The following is a 15,791-nucleotide window of genomic DNA, read 5'->3' as shown; positions in this document are numbered from 1 at the left end:
CCCCGACTGGTCACACAGCTAGAAGTCGACCCCGTGGCCTTCGAGCCACCGCGCGGGGGTGAACCACGGTGTATCGAGGTGGTACTCCTTGTCGAGGGCGTCCAAGATCGCATGCGCGTCCGCCCCGCGGTAGCTCTCGTACATTCGAACATGTAGCCCTGAACGCTTTTTCACTGCATCGAACAAGATGCCGTGACGGAACAGAACCGTCGAGGAATGGCGTACCACGATGTGGCCGCCGCGGTCGGCAGCAGCTCCGTCCACAACCTCCAGACACAACACCATGCGGGGATCTGTCGAGAGCACGACAAGCAGCAAATCCATATCGTGAGGTTTCGTCACCCCGTGCCATCGCCTTCTCCCCTCCGTGCCGCCTACCGCAACACAGTCGAGCGCCCGACGCCAGGGCCGACCTTCGACGATGTGCAACCGGCCACCGGACCTCAGCGGAGGAAGCGGACAATCCCCAGCAGACCCGGATGCGGAGACATGCGTAGTTCCGTGTTCGGTCGTCATACTCACGGCGTGCCCGTCGCCATCCGTCCCGAAACATCGGCCTGCCCCGCACTCGTCAGATCCGCGAACGGCTCCGCTGAGTCTCCCGTCCACCGCCCTCATCGCGGGCTGCGGAGGGTCGGCGTAACAGGGAGGTTCTGCGCTCGATAGATCGAGTATGGACAGACGACGCCCGAATCCGGACACCACGCTGGGTTACCTCGAGCAGCTCCCCGTCCTCGTGCTTCTGGACAGGCTGCCGGTGCCGGTCCTGGCTGTGGCTCAGGACGGTCTCGTCATCTACATGAATCGGGCTTTCGAACACATGCTGGGGTATCCGCAAGGCGCGCTCCGCGAGTGTTCGATCGGAGACCTGGTCCAAACTGTGTCCCCGCCTCGATCGGCCGTGACGGAACTGCACGAGTCGGCCGGCAAGATCGTCGCGCTCACGCATCGAGACGGGTCCACCGTGCGCGCCGCACTCAGTCGGTCAACGCTCGAGCGACACGACGACCCGGTCATGCTCGTCTGCTTCCAGGATGTGACCGAACAACTGTGGGGCGGCGGCAGCGCCCCACACTTCGAGTGATGTGCCGGTCTGTGCAGTTCGCGTGGCCTGTGCGGAGCAACCACATGCGGTGTTCGGCGTTCGCGAGGACTGCAGACGCCGGCGCCACGTCGTCGGCCGGCCCCGTCGTCCCTACCCGAGACGTCTAACTGGCATTCGTACCGGCGTGGTGCGCATTACGTGGCAGGCGCTTGGCGCGGATACTTCGCAATGCCACCATTTCGTCGGCGCGATCGCTGTGAAGGGTGCGTGTGGTGGTTGCCGTGCGGATGAAGTTGCCGATCTGCCGGATCGCGTGTTCCGCCTCGGGAATGAGATCGGCAGCCGCCTGGAATACATGGACCTGGCGGTCCCACACCTCGAGGGTGATCGGCACCCCGGCGGCCGCGAGGCGCTCGGCCATCAGCACCGCATCCGGGTAGAGCATCTCGGTGGACCCGACCTGGATCAACACCGGCGGCAGGCCGGCCAGGATGCAGTCAACCGGCGAGAGGCGCGGTTTCCCGGTAGTGCGGCGGCGAGCGCCCTGATCGGGCAAGCCGGCGAACGTGATGAGGACCGAACGCGGAAAGACCGGACACCGGTCGGCGCCCGGGTGGGCAAGCTTCCCCGCGGGATCCATGTCCGTCAGCGGTGACAGCGCGACCAGGCCCGCAGGACACGGCAGGTCCAGGTCGGCAAGCGTCAACGCCGTCATGAACGTCAGGTAGCCGCCGGCGGAATCACCGGCAATCACGATCTTCTCCGCGTCGAACCCGTGCCCGAGCAGCCAGCGGTAGCCGTCGACTCCGTCGGCAATCGCATCACGGATCGGATGTCTGGGCATCATCCGGTAGCCGACACTGAGAACCGATGCCCCGGCGGACGCGGAGATCCGTGAAACCAGTCGGCGGTGGGTATTCAGCCCGCAGGTCAGGAAGCCGCCACCATGCAGGTACAACACCACTGTCGATGTTCCCGTGGTGCCGGCGTCGATCAATTCGGCGTCGCAGTTCTCTAGGCGCACGGGATGGCGGCCGACCCCACGGAGGGGCGGGACGATTCGGGCGGCGGGGTCGATCAGTCCGGCCGGCCACAGGGGACTCGGCCACTGGGCCCACACCCCGAGCAACGGTTTGACCGTCATCCGCAGTGTGTGCGCCAAAACCTGTGAGCGGAGGCTGGCCCCGGGGAAGAAGTCGGGCTTCGGGCCCGAGGGCGCGGGAGTCCGGGCTGCCACGCCTTCGACTACTTCGTCGAACGTCGCCGGGACCTTGTCCCAGCACGCCTGCACCGCGAAATGCGATAGGACGGAATGAAACAACGCATCACCATACATGGGCGGGCCCACCGTCTACTGTGTCAGGCGCGTGCAAGCCGCAACGCTCCCCCGGGCATCAGATAATCCGTGCCGTGACGCGCCGACCTGGTGCCAGGCCCGTCGCGACCACTGTGCGCCGGGGATGCAATGCCTCGATCCCGTGGACCTGACAGTGAAACAAACTGCTTGTCTGTATCTTCGCGATGTTACATACCGTAAGATTGTTTGTAAAGCAATCGTGAAACCACACGGGACCGTGGAGTCATCAGATGTCAGCGACCAGGCAGAGTGCAGCTGGGCCCACGATCTTCCATTGGGCTACATGCAGATCCGGGATCGAGAGGTATCGGATGAATCCCAGGATGACACCGCCATCAGTACAGGGGCACGCAGGTCGCATCGAGGGGCGGGCCGATGGAGTCTGAGAGAATGACACAACAGTCCCGCGCCGAGGCGACACGTCGCGCGACCATCCAGGCGGCCGCGGAGATGTTCGCGGCGAACGGATACGCGAACACCAACCTCGCCGACATCATCAGCCACCCGGGAATCTCCAAAGGCGCAGTCTACTTCCACTTCGCCTCCAAAGAGACGCTCGCGCGGGCGACGATCGACGAACAACACGCGATGTCGATGGCGGCGTGCCGGAACCTGTTGGACACCGCTCTTCCGCCACTCGAATCGCTGATCAGCATGTCACTCCTTGTGGTCGACCAACTCCTGACGAGCCCACTGATACGGGCCGGAGTGAGACTCACTGGCGAGATAGGTGATGCGCGCGGGACGGTAGCCGATCCCCATCGGGAGTGGGTGGAACTGGTGGCGACGATCGCCGATCGAGCGATCGATGACGGAGACCTCATCCCGGGCACCGATTCCGAAGATTTCGCCAACTTCCTTGTCGCCGCGTTCGACGGCGTTCGAATGTGGTCCACACACGGGAACACAACTCGAGATCTCCCGATCCGCACCGAGCGACTGTGGACATTCGTCCTACCCGGGATCGTCGACGCCCCACACGTCGAATACTTTCGCGAATATGTCCATCGCAGATGGCTTCACGCATCACTCGACACCGAGTGAGACATCGAAAACGATCGACAGCGCAGCCGACCTGACCACCCCGCGACCCGTCCGCGTGGTTGCCGAAGACGTGGCAGCGCCGATTGTGCCGCGGTGCGGCATCCGCGGGCAGAAAACCCCTCGCCGCGCACATCAGGCACCAACGGTTCGAGTTCAAGATCAGTCAGGGACAGAAGGGGAAGCAGGCCCAGAATGGGCGGCCCACACCACTGGCGCTTCCCCCGGAGATCCGGACACCCGCGATCACCGTTCGGTCCCTCCTCGACCGGCACGCCACCATCACGAACAGCTACAAATCGATCGACGAACACCGACCGGCATCTACCCACCTACTCCCCCGTCACCCACACCCGTCGCTGACCCATCCAGCCCGCCGTCACCACACCCGGGCGGCAGGCTTTCCGCTATACAAAGCTGCATCGCCGTTACGATCGACAGAGCTTGGCGGCTAGTCAGACCAGACTGGGAGGACGACAGGGCGGTCCGAGATCAACTACGCATCGGTGTGCCAGGAAGGTTGCCGAGGACCTCTATGAACTTGGATTCCATCAACCTGTCGAGACTTCACGGGACACGGAGCAAACCCTGGAGACGATTCGTGTCCAGGTGGAGGTCTCGGGTGCCGTGATCTCGTCGCTGGACAGCTTTTCCACGGTACTGGTCAGCCTCGGCGAATTGCCCGATCTGTGTAGCGCGATCGGTGGCTGGGTCAAACGAGAAGGTGGGATTTCACAAGGCAGGTTGGCATCTGCGGAATCCAACCAGGAAGGACTGCATTTCATTGTGACGCTGTCGAAGCCCTCCGCGGCGAGCGCAACGGGTCGGGTCGAGTTTGACGAAGCCACGTCAACTACGGAGCACGAGTTCGTCACTCATATGCTTGGTGCGCTCCGCAAGCATATTGCCGAGGCTCGCTGAAAAGGGACGCGCTTCGCCACGAGAACGCTTTCGACGCATGGCGATGCGCGCCCCGCCCACACAGCGGAGCGCGCCCACGACCGGGACATGCTGCAGCCCGACCGGGTCTGCGAGCGCACAGGATTGGGGTTACTCTAAAGTACGTCTGCCAACCTTCTTGCAGCGAGTTGAACGGCTTCCCACACCGTTGCGAACGGGGGCGCGTACGACAGATCCATGGCGGCGAGGTCGTCGACAGTCATCTGCCCCCATAGCGCTGCGGCCGCAGTGTCAATGCGCTTGGCAGAATTCTGGCCTCCGACGATCTGTACACCAAGGAGTCGTCTACTCCTCCGGTCTGCGATGATCTTAGTTGCGATCGGTGACCGCTCCGGCATGTAACCGCTGGCGGTTCCCCCCACCGTGACGAGCGATTCGGGGCTGAACCCGGCGTCAATTGCAGCGTCGGTCGAAAGCCCGGACCGTCCCACTTCCACGTGCACATTTGGATTGGTGAATCTAGTTATGGCTGTCGACAACACGCCGGCAAACTGTTGCTTGCCGCCGACGACATTGTATCCGCAGATTCTGCCTTGCTTGTTCGCGTGTGTACCTAGAGGAGCGAACGTACGAGTACCGGTGATCCTGTCAATGACCTCACAGCAATCGCCGGCAGCCCAGACGTTTTCAGCAACTGATTGATTCTCATCCGGCAGGTATCCGCCAAAGTCTCCGACTGAGATGCCGGCGGCGACTCCCAGCTCAGTGGCGGGCCGGACACCGAGTCCGAGAACAACGACTTCTGCGAGGTACGTTTCTCCGTTACTCGCCGTCAGGGAGTGAACTCTTCCGTCAACACTGCGGATGCTCTCGACTGTGCACTCCGGGACAACACGAACGCCGCCTTCGACGAGGGCACTGTGCACGCGTGCGCTCATGTCCTGGTCGAGGTTACTCATCACCGAACTGCGGGTGATCAGCGTTGTCTCGAAACCTCGATCGACCATAGCTTCCGCCATCTCGACGCCGATGTAGCCGCCACCAACGACTACCGCATGTCGCGTGGTCGTGATGGAGTCGGAATCCGACGATTCCTCTGGCAGTACAAGAGTGACCCACTGACGTGCATCCTCGAGGTTCTTCACGGGGAGGATGCCCGGTGTCAGATCGCCGTTGTCGTCAATCGCCCATGGCGGAATAACGGGGTGCGCTCCAGTTGCGAGCACGAGTTTGTCGAACTCCACTGTTTCGGATACGCCGACACTATTTTTATATGTCGCGGTGCGTGTTTCGATGTTGATGTCGGTCACCAAAGCATCGAGGCGAAGATCTACGCCCATTTCTCGGTGGCGTTCGGGCGTGCGTGCGATAAGTTCGTCTTGGTGCGCTACCGTTCCCGAGATCAGATAGGGCATTCCGCATGCCGAGTAGGAGGTGTCGCGAGTCCTTTCCAGCACCACTACCTCGATCGTGCGACCGTCGGCGCGTGCCGAACGTAGGGCTTGGTGCGCGGCGCTCATGCCAGCGGCGTCCGCGCCGACGACGACGACACGTTCGGCGTGTTCTGTGATTGTCATCAGCGGACCACTGCGTTCGCACACAGCGCTGCTACCCACGCTATGGTGCTTGTTGCGAGATGGCTCCCGCAGAGTGCGTCGATTTCGCGAATTCCTGTGGGGCTGGTTACGTTCACTTCAGTGAGCCTATCTCCGATGATGTCGATTCCGACAAAATGGAGCCCGCGTTTGACGAGCTCCGGACCGAGGGTTTTGCAGATCCTGCGATCGTTCTCTATGACTGTGTCGATTTCCACGCTCGCGCCCGCTGCCATGTTGCAGCGGAATTCGTCTCCCTCTGCGATGCGCCGGACAGCACCGACTGGGGTTCCACCGAGAACGATGACGCGTCGGTCCCCAGCCGTGACCGCGGGGATGTATTGCTGGACAACGACGTGTGTGGTTCCACGCTCGGTAGCGGTATCGAGGATCGAGTGCAGATTGGGGTCGCCAGGACTGAGCAGCATGATCCCGCGTCCGGCCATACCGTCTGTTGGTTTGAGAACAGCCCTCCCCCAGGACTGTACCGCGTCGATGATCTCGGTCTGATCTGCGGAGATGAGCGTCGGCGGGCCGAGCTGGGGAAAGCGAAGAGCAAAAAGCTTTTCGTTTGCGTCCCGCAGACCGCTGGGTGAGTTCAGCATGAGCGTACGCGCAGGATCGACCAGGTCGAGGATATATGTCGCCCGCAGGTAGTCGGCATTCACCGGAGGGTCGGTTCTCATGAATATCGCTGCCGCAGTGTCGAGAAAGATCTGCTCGGATTCGGTCGCGACGAACCAATTCGTTCCGACGATCCACTTACCGTCGATAAGCACTGCAGGCTGCAGCGTGACGTCGCGGGTCTGCGCTGTTGCCCGCCCAGCTGTCACGCCCAATTCGGCGATGGTAGTCACCAGGACGCGATGTCCCAGCGCCTGCGCTGCTTCCATCAGTGCCACTGTGGTGTCGTGGGCGGGGGCCAGCTCACTGAGCGGATCGGTAATGAACACGAACGTGAACCGTGAACCGACCGTATCGGTATTCGCTCTTGAAGGGATGACTTGTTGCCTCATGGGTCCGTCCTGTTTTGGGCGCGTCGGCGGGCGTGCGTACGATCGTTCGATGCACGGGTGTGGGGAGCCGTCGGCCCGCGCTAGGTAAGACGCGCTCGTTACTGGAATGTTGCGACGAGCCGACCTCTCCATTCATGCGTCTCAGCGTTTTACCCGGAGCACCCTGAAATTGGTGTATTCGAGGATCCCGTGGATTGACTGTTCGACACCCAATCCTGACTGTTTGATTCCGCCGAAGGGGACATCTGATGTCAGCACTGGATGCTGATTGACCCACGCAGTTCCGGCTTCCAGGCGATTCGCTACTTGCACTGCGCGTTGTTCGTCCGTGGACCACACCGAGGCGCCGAGACCGAGATCCGAATTGTTGGCGCGCTCGACGGCGTCGTCGATGTCGGTGTAGGTCAGGATCGGCAGGACCGGTCCGAACTGTTCTTCCTTGACCAGCGGAGTCGTGTCGTCGACACCGCGGACAAGGGTGACCGGGTGGAAGTAGCCGGGGCCCTCGGGCACCTCACCGCGAAAATACACGTCGGCGCCGCGGTGGGCCGCATCATCGACATAGCCACGCACCTTGGCGAACTGGGCAGCATTCTGGACCGGGCCCATGTCGACGCCCTCGTCGAGCCCGTTGCCGACGACGATCGTCTTGGCCACTTCGGCGAGTGCTTCTTCGATCGCTGACGCGAGGTGGGCAGGGACGTAGAGGCGTTTGAGGCCGGCGCAGACGGCACCGCAGTTGGACAGCGCCGCCCAATAGAGGTCGTCGGCCATGGCTGCGACGTCCACGTCGTCGAGAACGATTCCCGCGTCGTTCCCTCCGAGTTCGAGGGTCAGCCTCTTCAACGTCGGACCCGCGCCGGACATGATCGACTTGCCTGCCCGCTCCGAACCAGTGAAGGTGATCTTGTTGATCCCCGGATGGGATGTCATCGCACGACCCAGGTCGTCTCCACCACTCAGAATTTGGAGAACACCGGCGGGAAGGGCCTGTTGGAGTAGTTCACCGAGCCGGAGGGTGGCCACCGGGGTCAGTGGCGAAGGTTTGAGGATGATGGTGTTTCCGGTGACAAGCGCCGGGCCGATCTTCCAAAGCGCCAGTAGCAGGGGGTAGTTCCACGCGGTGATCGCACCGACTACACCAACAGGCTCGCGATGAATCTCGATGTACTCGTCGTCGTTGTCCCGATAGATCTCGACCGGGATGTCGGTACTCGCGTACCGACTGAGACCTCGAAGGCCGGAATCGATCTCGCCGGCGGCCTTGGCTAACGGCTTTCCCTGTTCCAGCGTCACCAGCATGGCGAGTTCGTCGATATTCGTGCGAATCAGTTCGACAACGTTTCGAACGATTTCCTGTCGCACCGCGATGCCCAATTCACGCCAGCTGGGGGCCGCACGTCGACCGGCATCCACAGCAGCGTCAAGATGCTCGACGCCAGCGTCAGGGACTTCAGTGAAAACTTTACCGGTCGCGGGGTTGATCACCCGGTTGACGGCCGAGGTTGTCACGATCTGTCCATCGATGGTGAGACCGGGCGCCTTGTCGGCCGCCAGGGCTGGGGAGTTGCTCATGCGGGGGATCCTTCGGGTCGGAACAGACGTTGGAACTGCTCTGCGTTGTAGATGTTCTTTCGCGCCGCTTCTTCGCGTGGGTCGGAGATCTTGACCTTCGCGGCCGGGCGTGCTGCGATTCGGTCCGACCACGCCTTCAGATTCGGATAGTCCGAGACCGTAATTCCGTGCCCGCTGGCAACTCTGGTCCAGGTGTAGGTCGAAATGTCCGCTATCGAGTACTCGCCGGCCAGATAGTCGCGATCACGGAGCCGGTCGTCGAGTACCTTGTACAGGCGTGCTACCTCACCGACGTATCGGCTGCGGGCGTAGGGGTTGTCGATCCCCTGTTTGGGTGCGTGGGAGACGAAGTGGGCGGCCTGTCCTGCCATCGGGCCATGGTTCGCCACCTGCCAGAACAGCCAGCAGAGCGCCTCCTGGCGGCCGCGGGGATCTGTGGGCAGCAGTCGTCCGGTCTTTTCGGCAAGATACTGCAGAATGGCCCCCGTCTCGAAGATCGCGATTGGCTCGCCTCCGGGGCCATCGTGATCGACGATCGCCGGGACCTTGCCGTTCGGATTGATTTCGAGATACTCGGGGGCGAATTGATCCCCTTCTTTGATGTCGGTCCAGATGATCTGGTATTCGAGCGAAAGCTCTTCGAGTGCAATGAGCACTTTTCGCACGTTCGGGCTTGTGTAGTAGTAGAGGTCAATCATCGACGATGCTCCAAGAAGGTCGGTTACCGGCGGGTCAGATGTCGTACTGCTTGCGGATGCGTTCCAGGTACGCCATCAGGTTCGGTTTGGTCTGGACGTACCCGGCGCCCAGCCAGTCCTGTGGTTGGTCGGCGATGTGCCGGATGATCGAGTACACGGTTGCGTCGATGGAACGCAGTTCGCTTCCGAGGAAGTACTCGCTGTCTCCGAGGAAATCCGAGAGAGCATCGACATCTGCACGGAAGAAGTCGACGACTACTTCAGCCTTCCGTCGTCCCATTCCCTGGCCATTGAAGCCCTCGACGACTCGGACACGGAATGCGTCCAGGAATGCCCGCAGCTCCGGGGTCACTTCGCCGCCGCCGACGATGCAGGGGATGTACGTCTCCCAGCCCGAATCTTCGCGGTAGCGCGGCTGGATGATTCCGCTCCAGTAGAGGTGCTCTTCGACCAATCGGCTGAACGACAGGGACAACGCCCGGTCTTTGGCAGACAGGTCAGCGTCGAGCTTGTCGCCGAACTTGTCCTTCAGGTAGGCCAGGATCGTGTTGGAGTCGCCGACCTTGGTTCCGTCCTCGTCGACGATGTACGGCAGTTTGCCGTGGGGTGAGTCCTGGTCGAGCGTTGCCAGGTCCTGCGTCTTGTGCTCGAACTCGACACCCGTGAACGTCATGTAGTTGACAATCTTGGTGACGTAGGGGCTGATGTCCGGAACACCGAAGGCTGGTGTGTATCCGTAGATGGTGATCATTGTGACTTTGTATTCCTAGTCTTGGTCGACAGGGTGCCCGGCGGTCCGCAGAGGCGGTCTACCACTGCAAGAAAGTGCCATTCGAATGCTGAAACCGACCCGCGTTCTCGGGGGTGAGATTGTCGATGTTCTTGATCAGTCCGGCGGCGGCCTGTTCCGGGGTGATGTAGGTGTGCTCGCCGGGGAAGTCCTTGGTCAGGTCGGTGGCGACCATGCCCGGGTGGAGCATCAATACGCTGATGCCGTTCTTGGACAGGTCGTGGTGCAGGTTCAGGCCGGCCATGTTGGCGGCGGCCTTGGAGATCCGGTAGCTGTACATGCCACCGGAGGTGTTGTCTCCGAGGGATCCGACCCGGCTGGTGACGATGCCGACCTTCGCGCCGTCGTTCAGTAGGGGACGCACCGCTTCGATCGTGCGCAGCGGTCCGAGGGTGTTGATCTCGATCTGTTTGCGGACCAGGTCGTAGTCGATCGACCCCAGTTCGTCGAGCCACATGACCCCGGCAACATGGATCAGAACGTCCAGTTTGGTACCCGCTGCGGCGAGCCGTGACGCGAGCGCTTCGACCGATTCCTGCGATGTGACATCGACGTTCGGCTCGACGGTGATGCCGTCGGCGGTGAGGTCGGCGCCGTCGAACAGGCAGGCGGCGATGACGTTGTCGCCGCGCTCGTGCAACTGGCGGACGATCGAGTGTGCGATGCCCTTGTCGGCACCGACAACCAATACTGTGGACATAGTGTCTTTTCCTTTCAGGCAGTGACGCCGACAACGGCGCTCTGCTCGGATCCGATGATCTTGGTAGCCGCAAGCTCGGCGATTTCTTCACCAGTGAACCCATACTCGGCAAGAATTTCGGCATTGTGCTGGCCGAGTAGCGGCGCTCCGCGTGGCGCTTCCGGAACGGTGCCGAGGAACCTCGCGGGAACCCGGGCTTGCCGCACGCGTCCGGCTACGGGGTGAGTCGATTCGACAATAATTTCGGCGGCTTTGACCTGCGGGTGTTCGATGACCTCTGCCCGCGTGAGAATGGGCGCCGCTGGCACGTCGAACTCGTCGAGCACGGTCAACCAATCAGCTGAAGCCCTGGTCAGAAGTACTTCCTGAATCAACTCGAGGCGCTCGTTGATGTACTTCGATCGCCCAACTGCCGTTGTGAAGCGCTCGTCCTCGATCCATTCCGCGTGATCGAGGGCTCTGCACATGCTCTGCCATTCGCCATTGCTGTTGGTGGCGACGGTGATATAGCCGTCGGCGGTCTGGTAGATCAAGTCGATGAAACTCCCTCCCTGCGACAGCGGCACCGGCTGGTCCGGGAATGTGTAGGCGCCCATGTCCGATGCCCACAGGAACGACAGCACCGCCTCGAGCATCGACAGGCGAATGTGCTGCCCCTCCCCGGTGCGTTCGCGGGCGAACAACGCAGCCGAAAGAGCTTGCGAGGCGACAATTGCGCTGAGCTTGTCGGGGAGGATGGTGCGGATCAGGCGGGGCCGTTCCTCGTCGGACCCGGCCTGCACGGTGGTCAGGCCGGTCAGGGCCTGAATCAACGAATCGTAGACCCGTTGGCCGGAGGCCGGTCCACGCTCGCCGAATCCGCTCATCGAGAGATAGATGAGTTTCGAGTTGAGTGGGGCGAGGTCGTCGTATCCGATGCCGAGGCGCTCGACGACGCCGGGCCGGAAGTTCTGCACCACGACATCGGCGGTGGAAACCAACTTCTTCAGTACCGCAACGCCTTCCGGGGTCTTCAGGTCGAGGGTCAGGGACCGCTTCGACCTGTTGACGTTGACGAACATCGCCGACATGTCGCCGGAACGATTAGGCAGGGAACGGACGTGATCGCCCTTGCCGGGCACCTCCACCTTGATGACGTCCGCGCCCTGGTCGCCGAGGATGTCCGTGGCCCAGGGGCCCGACATCATCGAACACAGGTCGACGATCTTGATTCCGGTCATGGGGCCGCTCATGAGGCGCACCTTTCAGTCAGGAGAAGTAATCCGAGGGTTCGCGAGGCCAACAGCCAGATCTCGCTACGCGGTGTGGCCTGCCTCACCGAATAGTAAGTAGATTTCTTTCATGAGTCAATTGTTTGTTGCAAATTCTATTCATCAGTGAATAGATGCATGTGCATCTACCTGCCGTTCTTTCGCAGGTTCGCCTGCGTGGAGGTGCCGGAGGTGATCACTCATCCGAGTTGGTCGTCAGGCCGAATGCCGACGGCGAGCTGGAGAACGCGTCGCAATCACGGCGCCGGGTGCATGCACCGATCGAGGCGGCGGGATCCGCGGAAGAGGTCTCGGGACAGCGCACACTCGTGGCCGCGGCAAGGAGGCCACAAGGAAGTTCCACACCCGCGTCATGAAATGTCGGGGCCGGGGCCGTTTGTGCGGAGCGAGGGTGCAGCCCCTGAGGTGAAGTCGGCAGGGCGCCAGCGGCACGACCAGCAGTTCAGCAGTTCAGAGCCGGGTGCCGGCGTGCAGCGGCGACCACGATCGTGGCCATAGATGCCGACGGGCGTGCCGGCGGCACCGGGACTGGCGGTCCGGGCGGCGCCGCCGGTCTACGAGAGCACCACTGCAAGACCCAATTTCGAGGGCCAAGATGATCATCAACGAACCGCAATGACAATCTAGTTACGCTTCGTGACCATCCGTGGCTACGCCCAGCGCAAGAATAAGCGCGTTACCCAAGGACAGAAGTTCAGACAGCTGCAGGGAGTACGTCACCGACGCGCAATGGCCGTCGCACTCGACTCGTCCACCCGTCACGAAAACCGAGACCACGCAGGCCACGCGTTGCGCACATCAATTTCGACAACTCACGGCCACGCATGTTCGAGGGCCTTCACCTCTATGGATCGGCAATTCACAAACTGCCGAACGGTCGGCGTCGGACTTCTCGGTCTCAGCTGGCCACGCCAGGGTCCTCGAAGTGGGCGAGGAGGAGTTTGAGGAGCCTGCGAAGCTCGGTGCCATCGTCTTCGCTCACAAACGCAAGGAGTTGCGCCTCGCGACCCAAGATGTCGGAGGCGACCTCGTCGATGAGCTGGACTCCCTTTTTGGTCAATTGCACGTCGACTCGACGACGGTCTTGGGGGTGAAAGCTCCGTTTGAGCAGACCACTGCGCTCGAGCTTGTCCAGGCGGTTCGAGATACCAGCCGGGGTTATCAGCGCGGCCTCGGTGAGTTGCCCGGCCGTCATCCGATACGGCTTGCCGGAGCGCCGCAGCATCGCCAAGAGGTCGAGCGTCGCAGGATCGGTTCCTAGCTCCACCAGGCGTTGACTGCGTTCGCGCTCCAGGTATCGCGCAATTCGCCAGATCCTCGAAACGATACCCACTGAACTGACGTCGATATCCGGCCGTTCACGTACCCATGCCTGCTCGATGCGATCGACGCCATCATCTCCGTCCACGTCCCGAATCGATGGTGCTTCGACGCCCATCCCACACCCCATGTCACTTGAATTGATCAGCTCGGGATTATTCACTGCTAAGTAGTTTTGCTTGAAAGTTTACACGTGCCCCCGGGACTGGCAAGATTGCAAACGCGGTCCGACCAGATGTCAACACATTTCGGCAGTATTGGGCGTTGATCACGCCCGATTCGAGCCACCGGTGCGCCTCGAGCATCGCGGGCGGCCTCCAGCGACAGGCAGGCTGCAGTGTCGGTATCGAATCGCGGCACACGCGGCGTACCTTCACCTCAATGTGGGGCCGCTCGACATGACGCCTCGAGTGACCGAATGTCGGGCATCCTGCCGCGGAAATGCGCGGTCTGCGTTCGCCGCGCTCGACTATTGTATGGTCGATTCTCGGTGGCAGTTGCCGTCGTTGCGAATTCTCAGCGCCGACGTTCTCTACCCCTGACAAGCCACTGCTGTCCGATCCGCGCCGATTCCGGTAAAGAACTACTCTGTGGCACTGTGCTTTACGTGGGCGTGCCACAGGATCGAACTCGGTGGTTCATGGTGTGAAGGACTTGCTTCCGTGGCGTGTCTAGTTCACGATCTTCCCGTCGTTGCGCGCCGTCTGTCGAGGGGCGCCTTCACCACACACGCCTGAATTCCGTCTAGCGTTTCACCCGCACCCCTGTGGAGTGGCGCGGTGGACAAGTTAGGACAGCTGATGACTACTTCGGTGATCGTTGCCGGTGGCCGGACCCCTATGGGTCGGTTTATGGGGGCTTTGCGGGATCTGTCGGGCGCCGACCTCGGTGGCGTCGCAATTCGGGGAGCCCTGGACAAATCCGGAGTCCTCGCCGCGCTGTTCGAGTACGTGATCATGGGTCAAGTGCTCACAGCAGGCGCCGGGCAGATTCCCGCCAGGCAGGCGGCGGTCGCGGCCGGCATCCCGATGGACGTGCCGGCGCTGACCGTCAACAAGGTCTGCCTGTCGGGCATCGACGCGATTGCGTTGGCCGATCAGTTGATCCGTGCTGGGGAGTTCGAGGTGATCGTCGCGGGTGGCCAAGAGTCCATGTCGCAGGTTCCGCATCTGCTGGAACGATCGCGCGTGGGCTTCAAGTACGGCGACGTGACGATCCGCGATTCCTTGGCATTCGACGGTCTGTACGACATCTTCACAGATCAGCCGATGGGAAATCTGGCCGAGATGAAGAACGGGAAGGTCGATCACCGAATCTCGCGGTCCGAGCAGGACGCGTTCGCGGCGGCGTCGCATCAGAATGCGGCGCGGGCGTGGAAAGACGGGCGGTTCGACGACGAAGTGGTGACGGTAATGGTTCCGCAGCGGCGCGGAGGGAATGTGGAGTTCGCTCAGGACGAGGGGATTCGCGCGGATACCACCGTGGAGTCGCTGGCGAAGCTGCGGCCGGCGTTCGGTGTGGACGGGACAATCACGGCCGGGTCCGCGTCACAGATTTCCGATGGTGCGGCCGCGGTCGTGGTGATGAGTAAGGCCAAGGCGCAGGAGCTTCGGCTGGCATGGATCGCCGAAATCGGGGCACACGGCGTCGTTGCAGGTCCCGATTCGACCTTGCAGTCACAGCCCGCACGGGCGATCACCAGGGCGTGCGCCAGGGAGGGCATCTCTCCGGAAGATTTGGACCTGGTGGAGATCAACGAGGCCTTCGCGGCGGTGGGAATCGCCTCGATGCGCGAGCTCGCGTTGGATCCGGCGCGCGTCAACGTCAATGGCGGAGCAATTGCGCTGGGCCATCCGCTGGGCATGTCCGGGGCGCGGATCACCCTGCATCTGGCTTTGGAGTTACAGCGCCGCGGCGGTGGTGTCGGGGCTGCTGCCCTGTGTGGCGGAGGCGGGCAGGGCGACGCCCTGATTATCCGCGTTCCGAAGAAGTAGAGACATGGGCCAGATCGGCCAGATCGCGTACTCCGCGTCCAAGGGCGGCGTGGACGGCATGACCGTCCCGGCCGCCCGCGACCTCGCGCAGTTCGGCATCCGCGTCAACACCATCGCCCCCGGCATCATCGACACCCCGATGCTCGCCGGGGTCACCGACGAATACCGCAAGGGCCTCGAAGCCGGCGTCCCGTTCCCCTCGCGCCACGGTCAGCCCGCCGAATACGCCCAGCTCGCTCAGATGATCGTCGAACACGACTACCTCAACGGTGAGACCATTCGTATGGACGGCGCTCTGCGGATGGCGCCGCGGTAGGCGGCCGGCTCGAGAGAAGGGCTCGGCCTCGCTTCCTGCCCTGCGACGATGACGCGATCGCACAGGGCTCCGGAGTGCCCATTCGCACGGCCGTGGCCAACGGGCCCCTGGGCTCTGGACCAGGGGCCCGTCGGCCTGCGTCGACCAGAGAGTCACACTCCCGGCGCGAAACA

The 15,791-nt window shown here is 62.3% G+C and carries 14 protein-coding genes and 1 pseudogene; 5 read left to right on the top strand and 10 right to left on the bottom strand.

What is annotated here, in order from left to right; genetic code table 11:
• Nucleotides 1–18: 18 nt before the first annotated feature.
• Nucleotides 19–342 (bottom strand): hypothetical protein, encoded by a 324-nt coding sequence (locus tag CJ177_RS07855; protein ID WP_005241153.1) that lies wholly within the window; start codon nucleotides 340–342, stop codon nucleotides 19–21.
• A 331-nt stretch (nucleotides 343–673) separates the two neighbouring features.
• On the opposite strand from CJ177_RS07855, the gene CJ177_RS07850 reads away from it, so the two are divergent.
• Nucleotides 674–1,084 (top strand): PAS domain-containing protein, encoded by a 411-nt coding sequence (locus CJ177_RS07850; RefSeq protein WP_005241152.1) that lies wholly within the window; start codon nucleotides 674–676, stop codon nucleotides 1,082–1,084.
• Nucleotides 1,085–1,208: 124 nt separating this feature from the next.
• On the opposite strand, the gene CJ177_RS07845 is transcribed toward CJ177_RS07850, so the two are convergent.
• Entirely contained in the window at nucleotides 1,209–2,366 is a 1,158-nt protein-coding gene (locus CJ177_RS07845; protein ID WP_373560037.1) for an alpha/beta hydrolase, read from the bottom strand.
• A gap of 426 nt (nucleotides 2,367–2,792) precedes the next feature.
• On the opposite strand from CJ177_RS07845, the gene CJ177_RS07840 reads away from it, so the two are divergent.
• Both CJ177_RS07840 and CJ177_RS07835 read left to right on the top strand, forming a co-directional pair.
• Nucleotides 2,793–3,446: a ScbR family autoregulator-binding transcription factor gene (locus tag CJ177_RS07840; RefSeq protein ID WP_063819612.1), complete on the top strand. Its 654-nt coding sequence runs from the start codon at nucleotides 2,793–2,795 to the stop codon at nucleotides 3,444–3,446.
• A gap of 624 nt (nucleotides 3,447–4,070) precedes the next feature.
• Nucleotides 4,071–4,364, top strand: a complete 294-nt coding sequence (locus CJ177_RS07835; RefSeq protein WP_143548647.1) for a hypothetical protein — start codon at nucleotides 4,071–4,073, stop codon at nucleotides 4,362–4,364.
• 134 nt (nucleotides 4,365–4,498) lie between these two features.
• Here the strand turns inward: CJ177_RS07835 and CJ177_RS07830 are convergent, their stop codons facing one another.
• The 8 genes from CJ177_RS07830 to CJ177_RS07795 form a co-directional block, all read right to left on the bottom strand.
• Nucleotides 4,499–5,920, bottom strand: a complete 1,422-nt coding sequence (locus tag CJ177_RS07830) for an FAD-dependent oxidoreductase (protein ID WP_095867520.1) — start codon at nucleotides 5,918–5,920, stop codon at nucleotides 4,499–4,501.
• Entirely contained in the window at nucleotides 5,920–6,954 is a 1,035-nt protein-coding gene (gshB, locus tag CJ177_RS07825; protein WP_257014419.1) for a glutathione synthase, read from the bottom strand. The genes CJ177_RS07830 and gshB overlap by 1 nt, the downstream gene beginning before the upstream one ends.
• A 141-nt stretch (nucleotides 6,955–7,095) precedes the next feature.
• On the bottom strand, nucleotides 7,096–8,529 hold the full coding sequence (tadD, locus tag CJ177_RS07820; RefSeq protein WP_061043421.1) for a non-phosphorylative glyceraldehyde 3-phosphate dehydrogenase TadD: 1,434 nt from the start codon (nucleotides 8,527–8,529) through the stop codon (nucleotides 7,096–7,098).
• Complete coding sequence (locus CJ177_RS07815; RefSeq protein ID WP_005241134.1) at nucleotides 8,526–9,227, bottom strand: glutathione S-transferase family protein; 702 nt, start codon at nucleotides 9,225–9,227, stop codon at nucleotides 8,526–8,528. Before CJ177_RS07815 ends, tadD begins: the two co-directional genes overlap by 4 nt.
• Nucleotides 9,228–9,261: 34 nt before the next feature.
• Nucleotides 9,262–9,978: a glutathione S-transferase C-terminal domain-containing protein gene (locus CJ177_RS07810; protein ID WP_005241131.1), complete on the bottom strand. Its 717-nt coding sequence runs from the start codon at nucleotides 9,976–9,978 to the stop codon at nucleotides 9,262–9,264.
• Between the two features lie 58 nt (nucleotides 9,979–10,036).
• Nucleotides 10,037–10,717, bottom strand: coding sequence for an SDR family oxidoreductase (locus tag CJ177_RS07805; protein WP_061701352.1), 681 nt, complete (start codon nucleotides 10,715–10,717; stop codon nucleotides 10,037–10,039).
• Nucleotides 10,718–10,731: 14 nt separating this feature from the next.
• A complete protein-coding gene (locus tag CJ177_RS07800; RefSeq protein WP_095867519.1) occupies nucleotides 10,732–11,937 on the bottom strand; it encodes a CaiB/BaiF CoA-transferase family protein in 1,206 nt (401 codons plus the stop codon).
• 949 nt (nucleotides 11,938–12,886) lie between these two features.
• On the bottom strand, nucleotides 12,887–13,426 hold the full coding sequence (locus CJ177_RS07795; RefSeq protein WP_025432442.1) for a MarR family winged helix-turn-helix transcriptional regulator: 540 nt from the start codon (nucleotides 13,424–13,426) through the stop codon (nucleotides 12,887–12,889).
• A 682-nt stretch (nucleotides 13,427–14,108) separates the two neighbouring features.
• Here CJ177_RS07795 and CJ177_RS07790 point away from each other — a divergent pair.
• Together CJ177_RS07790 and CJ177_RS07785 are read left to right on the top strand one after the other, a co-directional pair.
• Nucleotides 14,109–15,302 carry an acetyl-CoA C-acetyltransferase gene (locus tag CJ177_RS07790; RefSeq protein WP_025432441.1) on the top strand — a complete coding sequence of 398 codons (1,194 nt, stop codon included), beginning with the start codon at nucleotides 14,109–14,111 and terminating at the stop codon, nucleotides 15,300–15,302.
• 7 nt (nucleotides 15,303–15,309) lie between these two features.
• A pseudogene (locus tag CJ177_RS07785) lies at nucleotides 15,310–15,618 on the top strand (SDR family oxidoreductase); the annotation flags it as partial.
• Nucleotides 15,619–15,791: the final 173 nt, after the last annotated feature.

It is taken from the genome of Rhodococcus sp. ACPA1 (genome assembly GCF_002300195.1).
GTDB classification, from domain to species: Bacteria; Actinomycetota; Actinomycetes; order Mycobacteriales; family Mycobacteriaceae; genus Rhodococcus_F; species Rhodococcus_F opacus.
Note: the sequence above shows the minus strand (reverse complement) of the source record. Positions and strands in the feature narration are given on the sequence as shown.

What these genes read in the sequence shown, in the direction of transcription:
- CJ177_RS07830 (WP_095867520.1), bottom strand. Translation starts at nt 5,920, where the DNA reads ATGACAATCACAGAACACGCCGAACGTGTCGTCGTCGTCGGCGCGGAC.
- gshB (WP_257014419.1), bottom strand. Translation starts at nt 6,954, where the DNA reads ATGAGGCAACAAGTCATCCCTTCAAGAGCGAATACCGATACGGTCGGT.
- tadD (WP_061043421.1), bottom strand. Translation starts at nt 8,529, where the DNA reads ATGAGCAACTCCCCAGCCCTGGCGGCCGACAAGGCGCCCGGTCTCACC.
- CJ177_RS07815 (WP_005241134.1), bottom strand. Translation starts at nt 9,227, where the DNA reads ATGATTGACCTCTACTACTACACAAGCCCGAACGTGCGAAAAGTGCTC.
- CJ177_RS07800 (WP_095867519.1), bottom strand. Translation starts at nt 11,937, where the DNA reads ATGACCGGAATCAAGATCGTCGACCTGTGTTCGATGATGTCGGGCCCC.
- CJ177_RS07840 (WP_063819612.1), top strand. Translation starts at nt 2,793, where the DNA reads ATGACACAACAGTCCCGCGCCGAGGCGACACGTCGCGCGACCATCCAG.
- CJ177_RS07805 (WP_061701352.1), bottom strand. Translation starts at nt 10,717, where the DNA reads ATGTCCACAGTATTGGTTGTCGGTGCCGACAAGGGCATCGCACACTCG.
- CJ177_RS07795 (WP_025432442.1), bottom strand. Translation starts at nt 13,426, where the DNA reads ATGGGCGTCGAAGCACCATCGATTCGGGACGTGGACGGAGATGATGGC.
- CJ177_RS07790 (WP_025432441.1), top strand. Translation starts at nt 14,109, where the DNA reads ATGACTACTTCGGTGATCGTTGCCGGTGGCCGGACCCCTATGGGTCGG.
- CJ177_RS07850 (WP_005241152.1), top strand. Translation starts at nt 674, where the DNA reads ATGGACAGACGACGCCCGAATCCGGACACCACGCTGGGTTACCTCGAG.
- CJ177_RS07810 (WP_005241131.1), bottom strand. Translation starts at nt 9,978, where the DNA reads ATGATCACCATCTACGGATACACACCAGCCTTCGGTGTTCCGGACATC.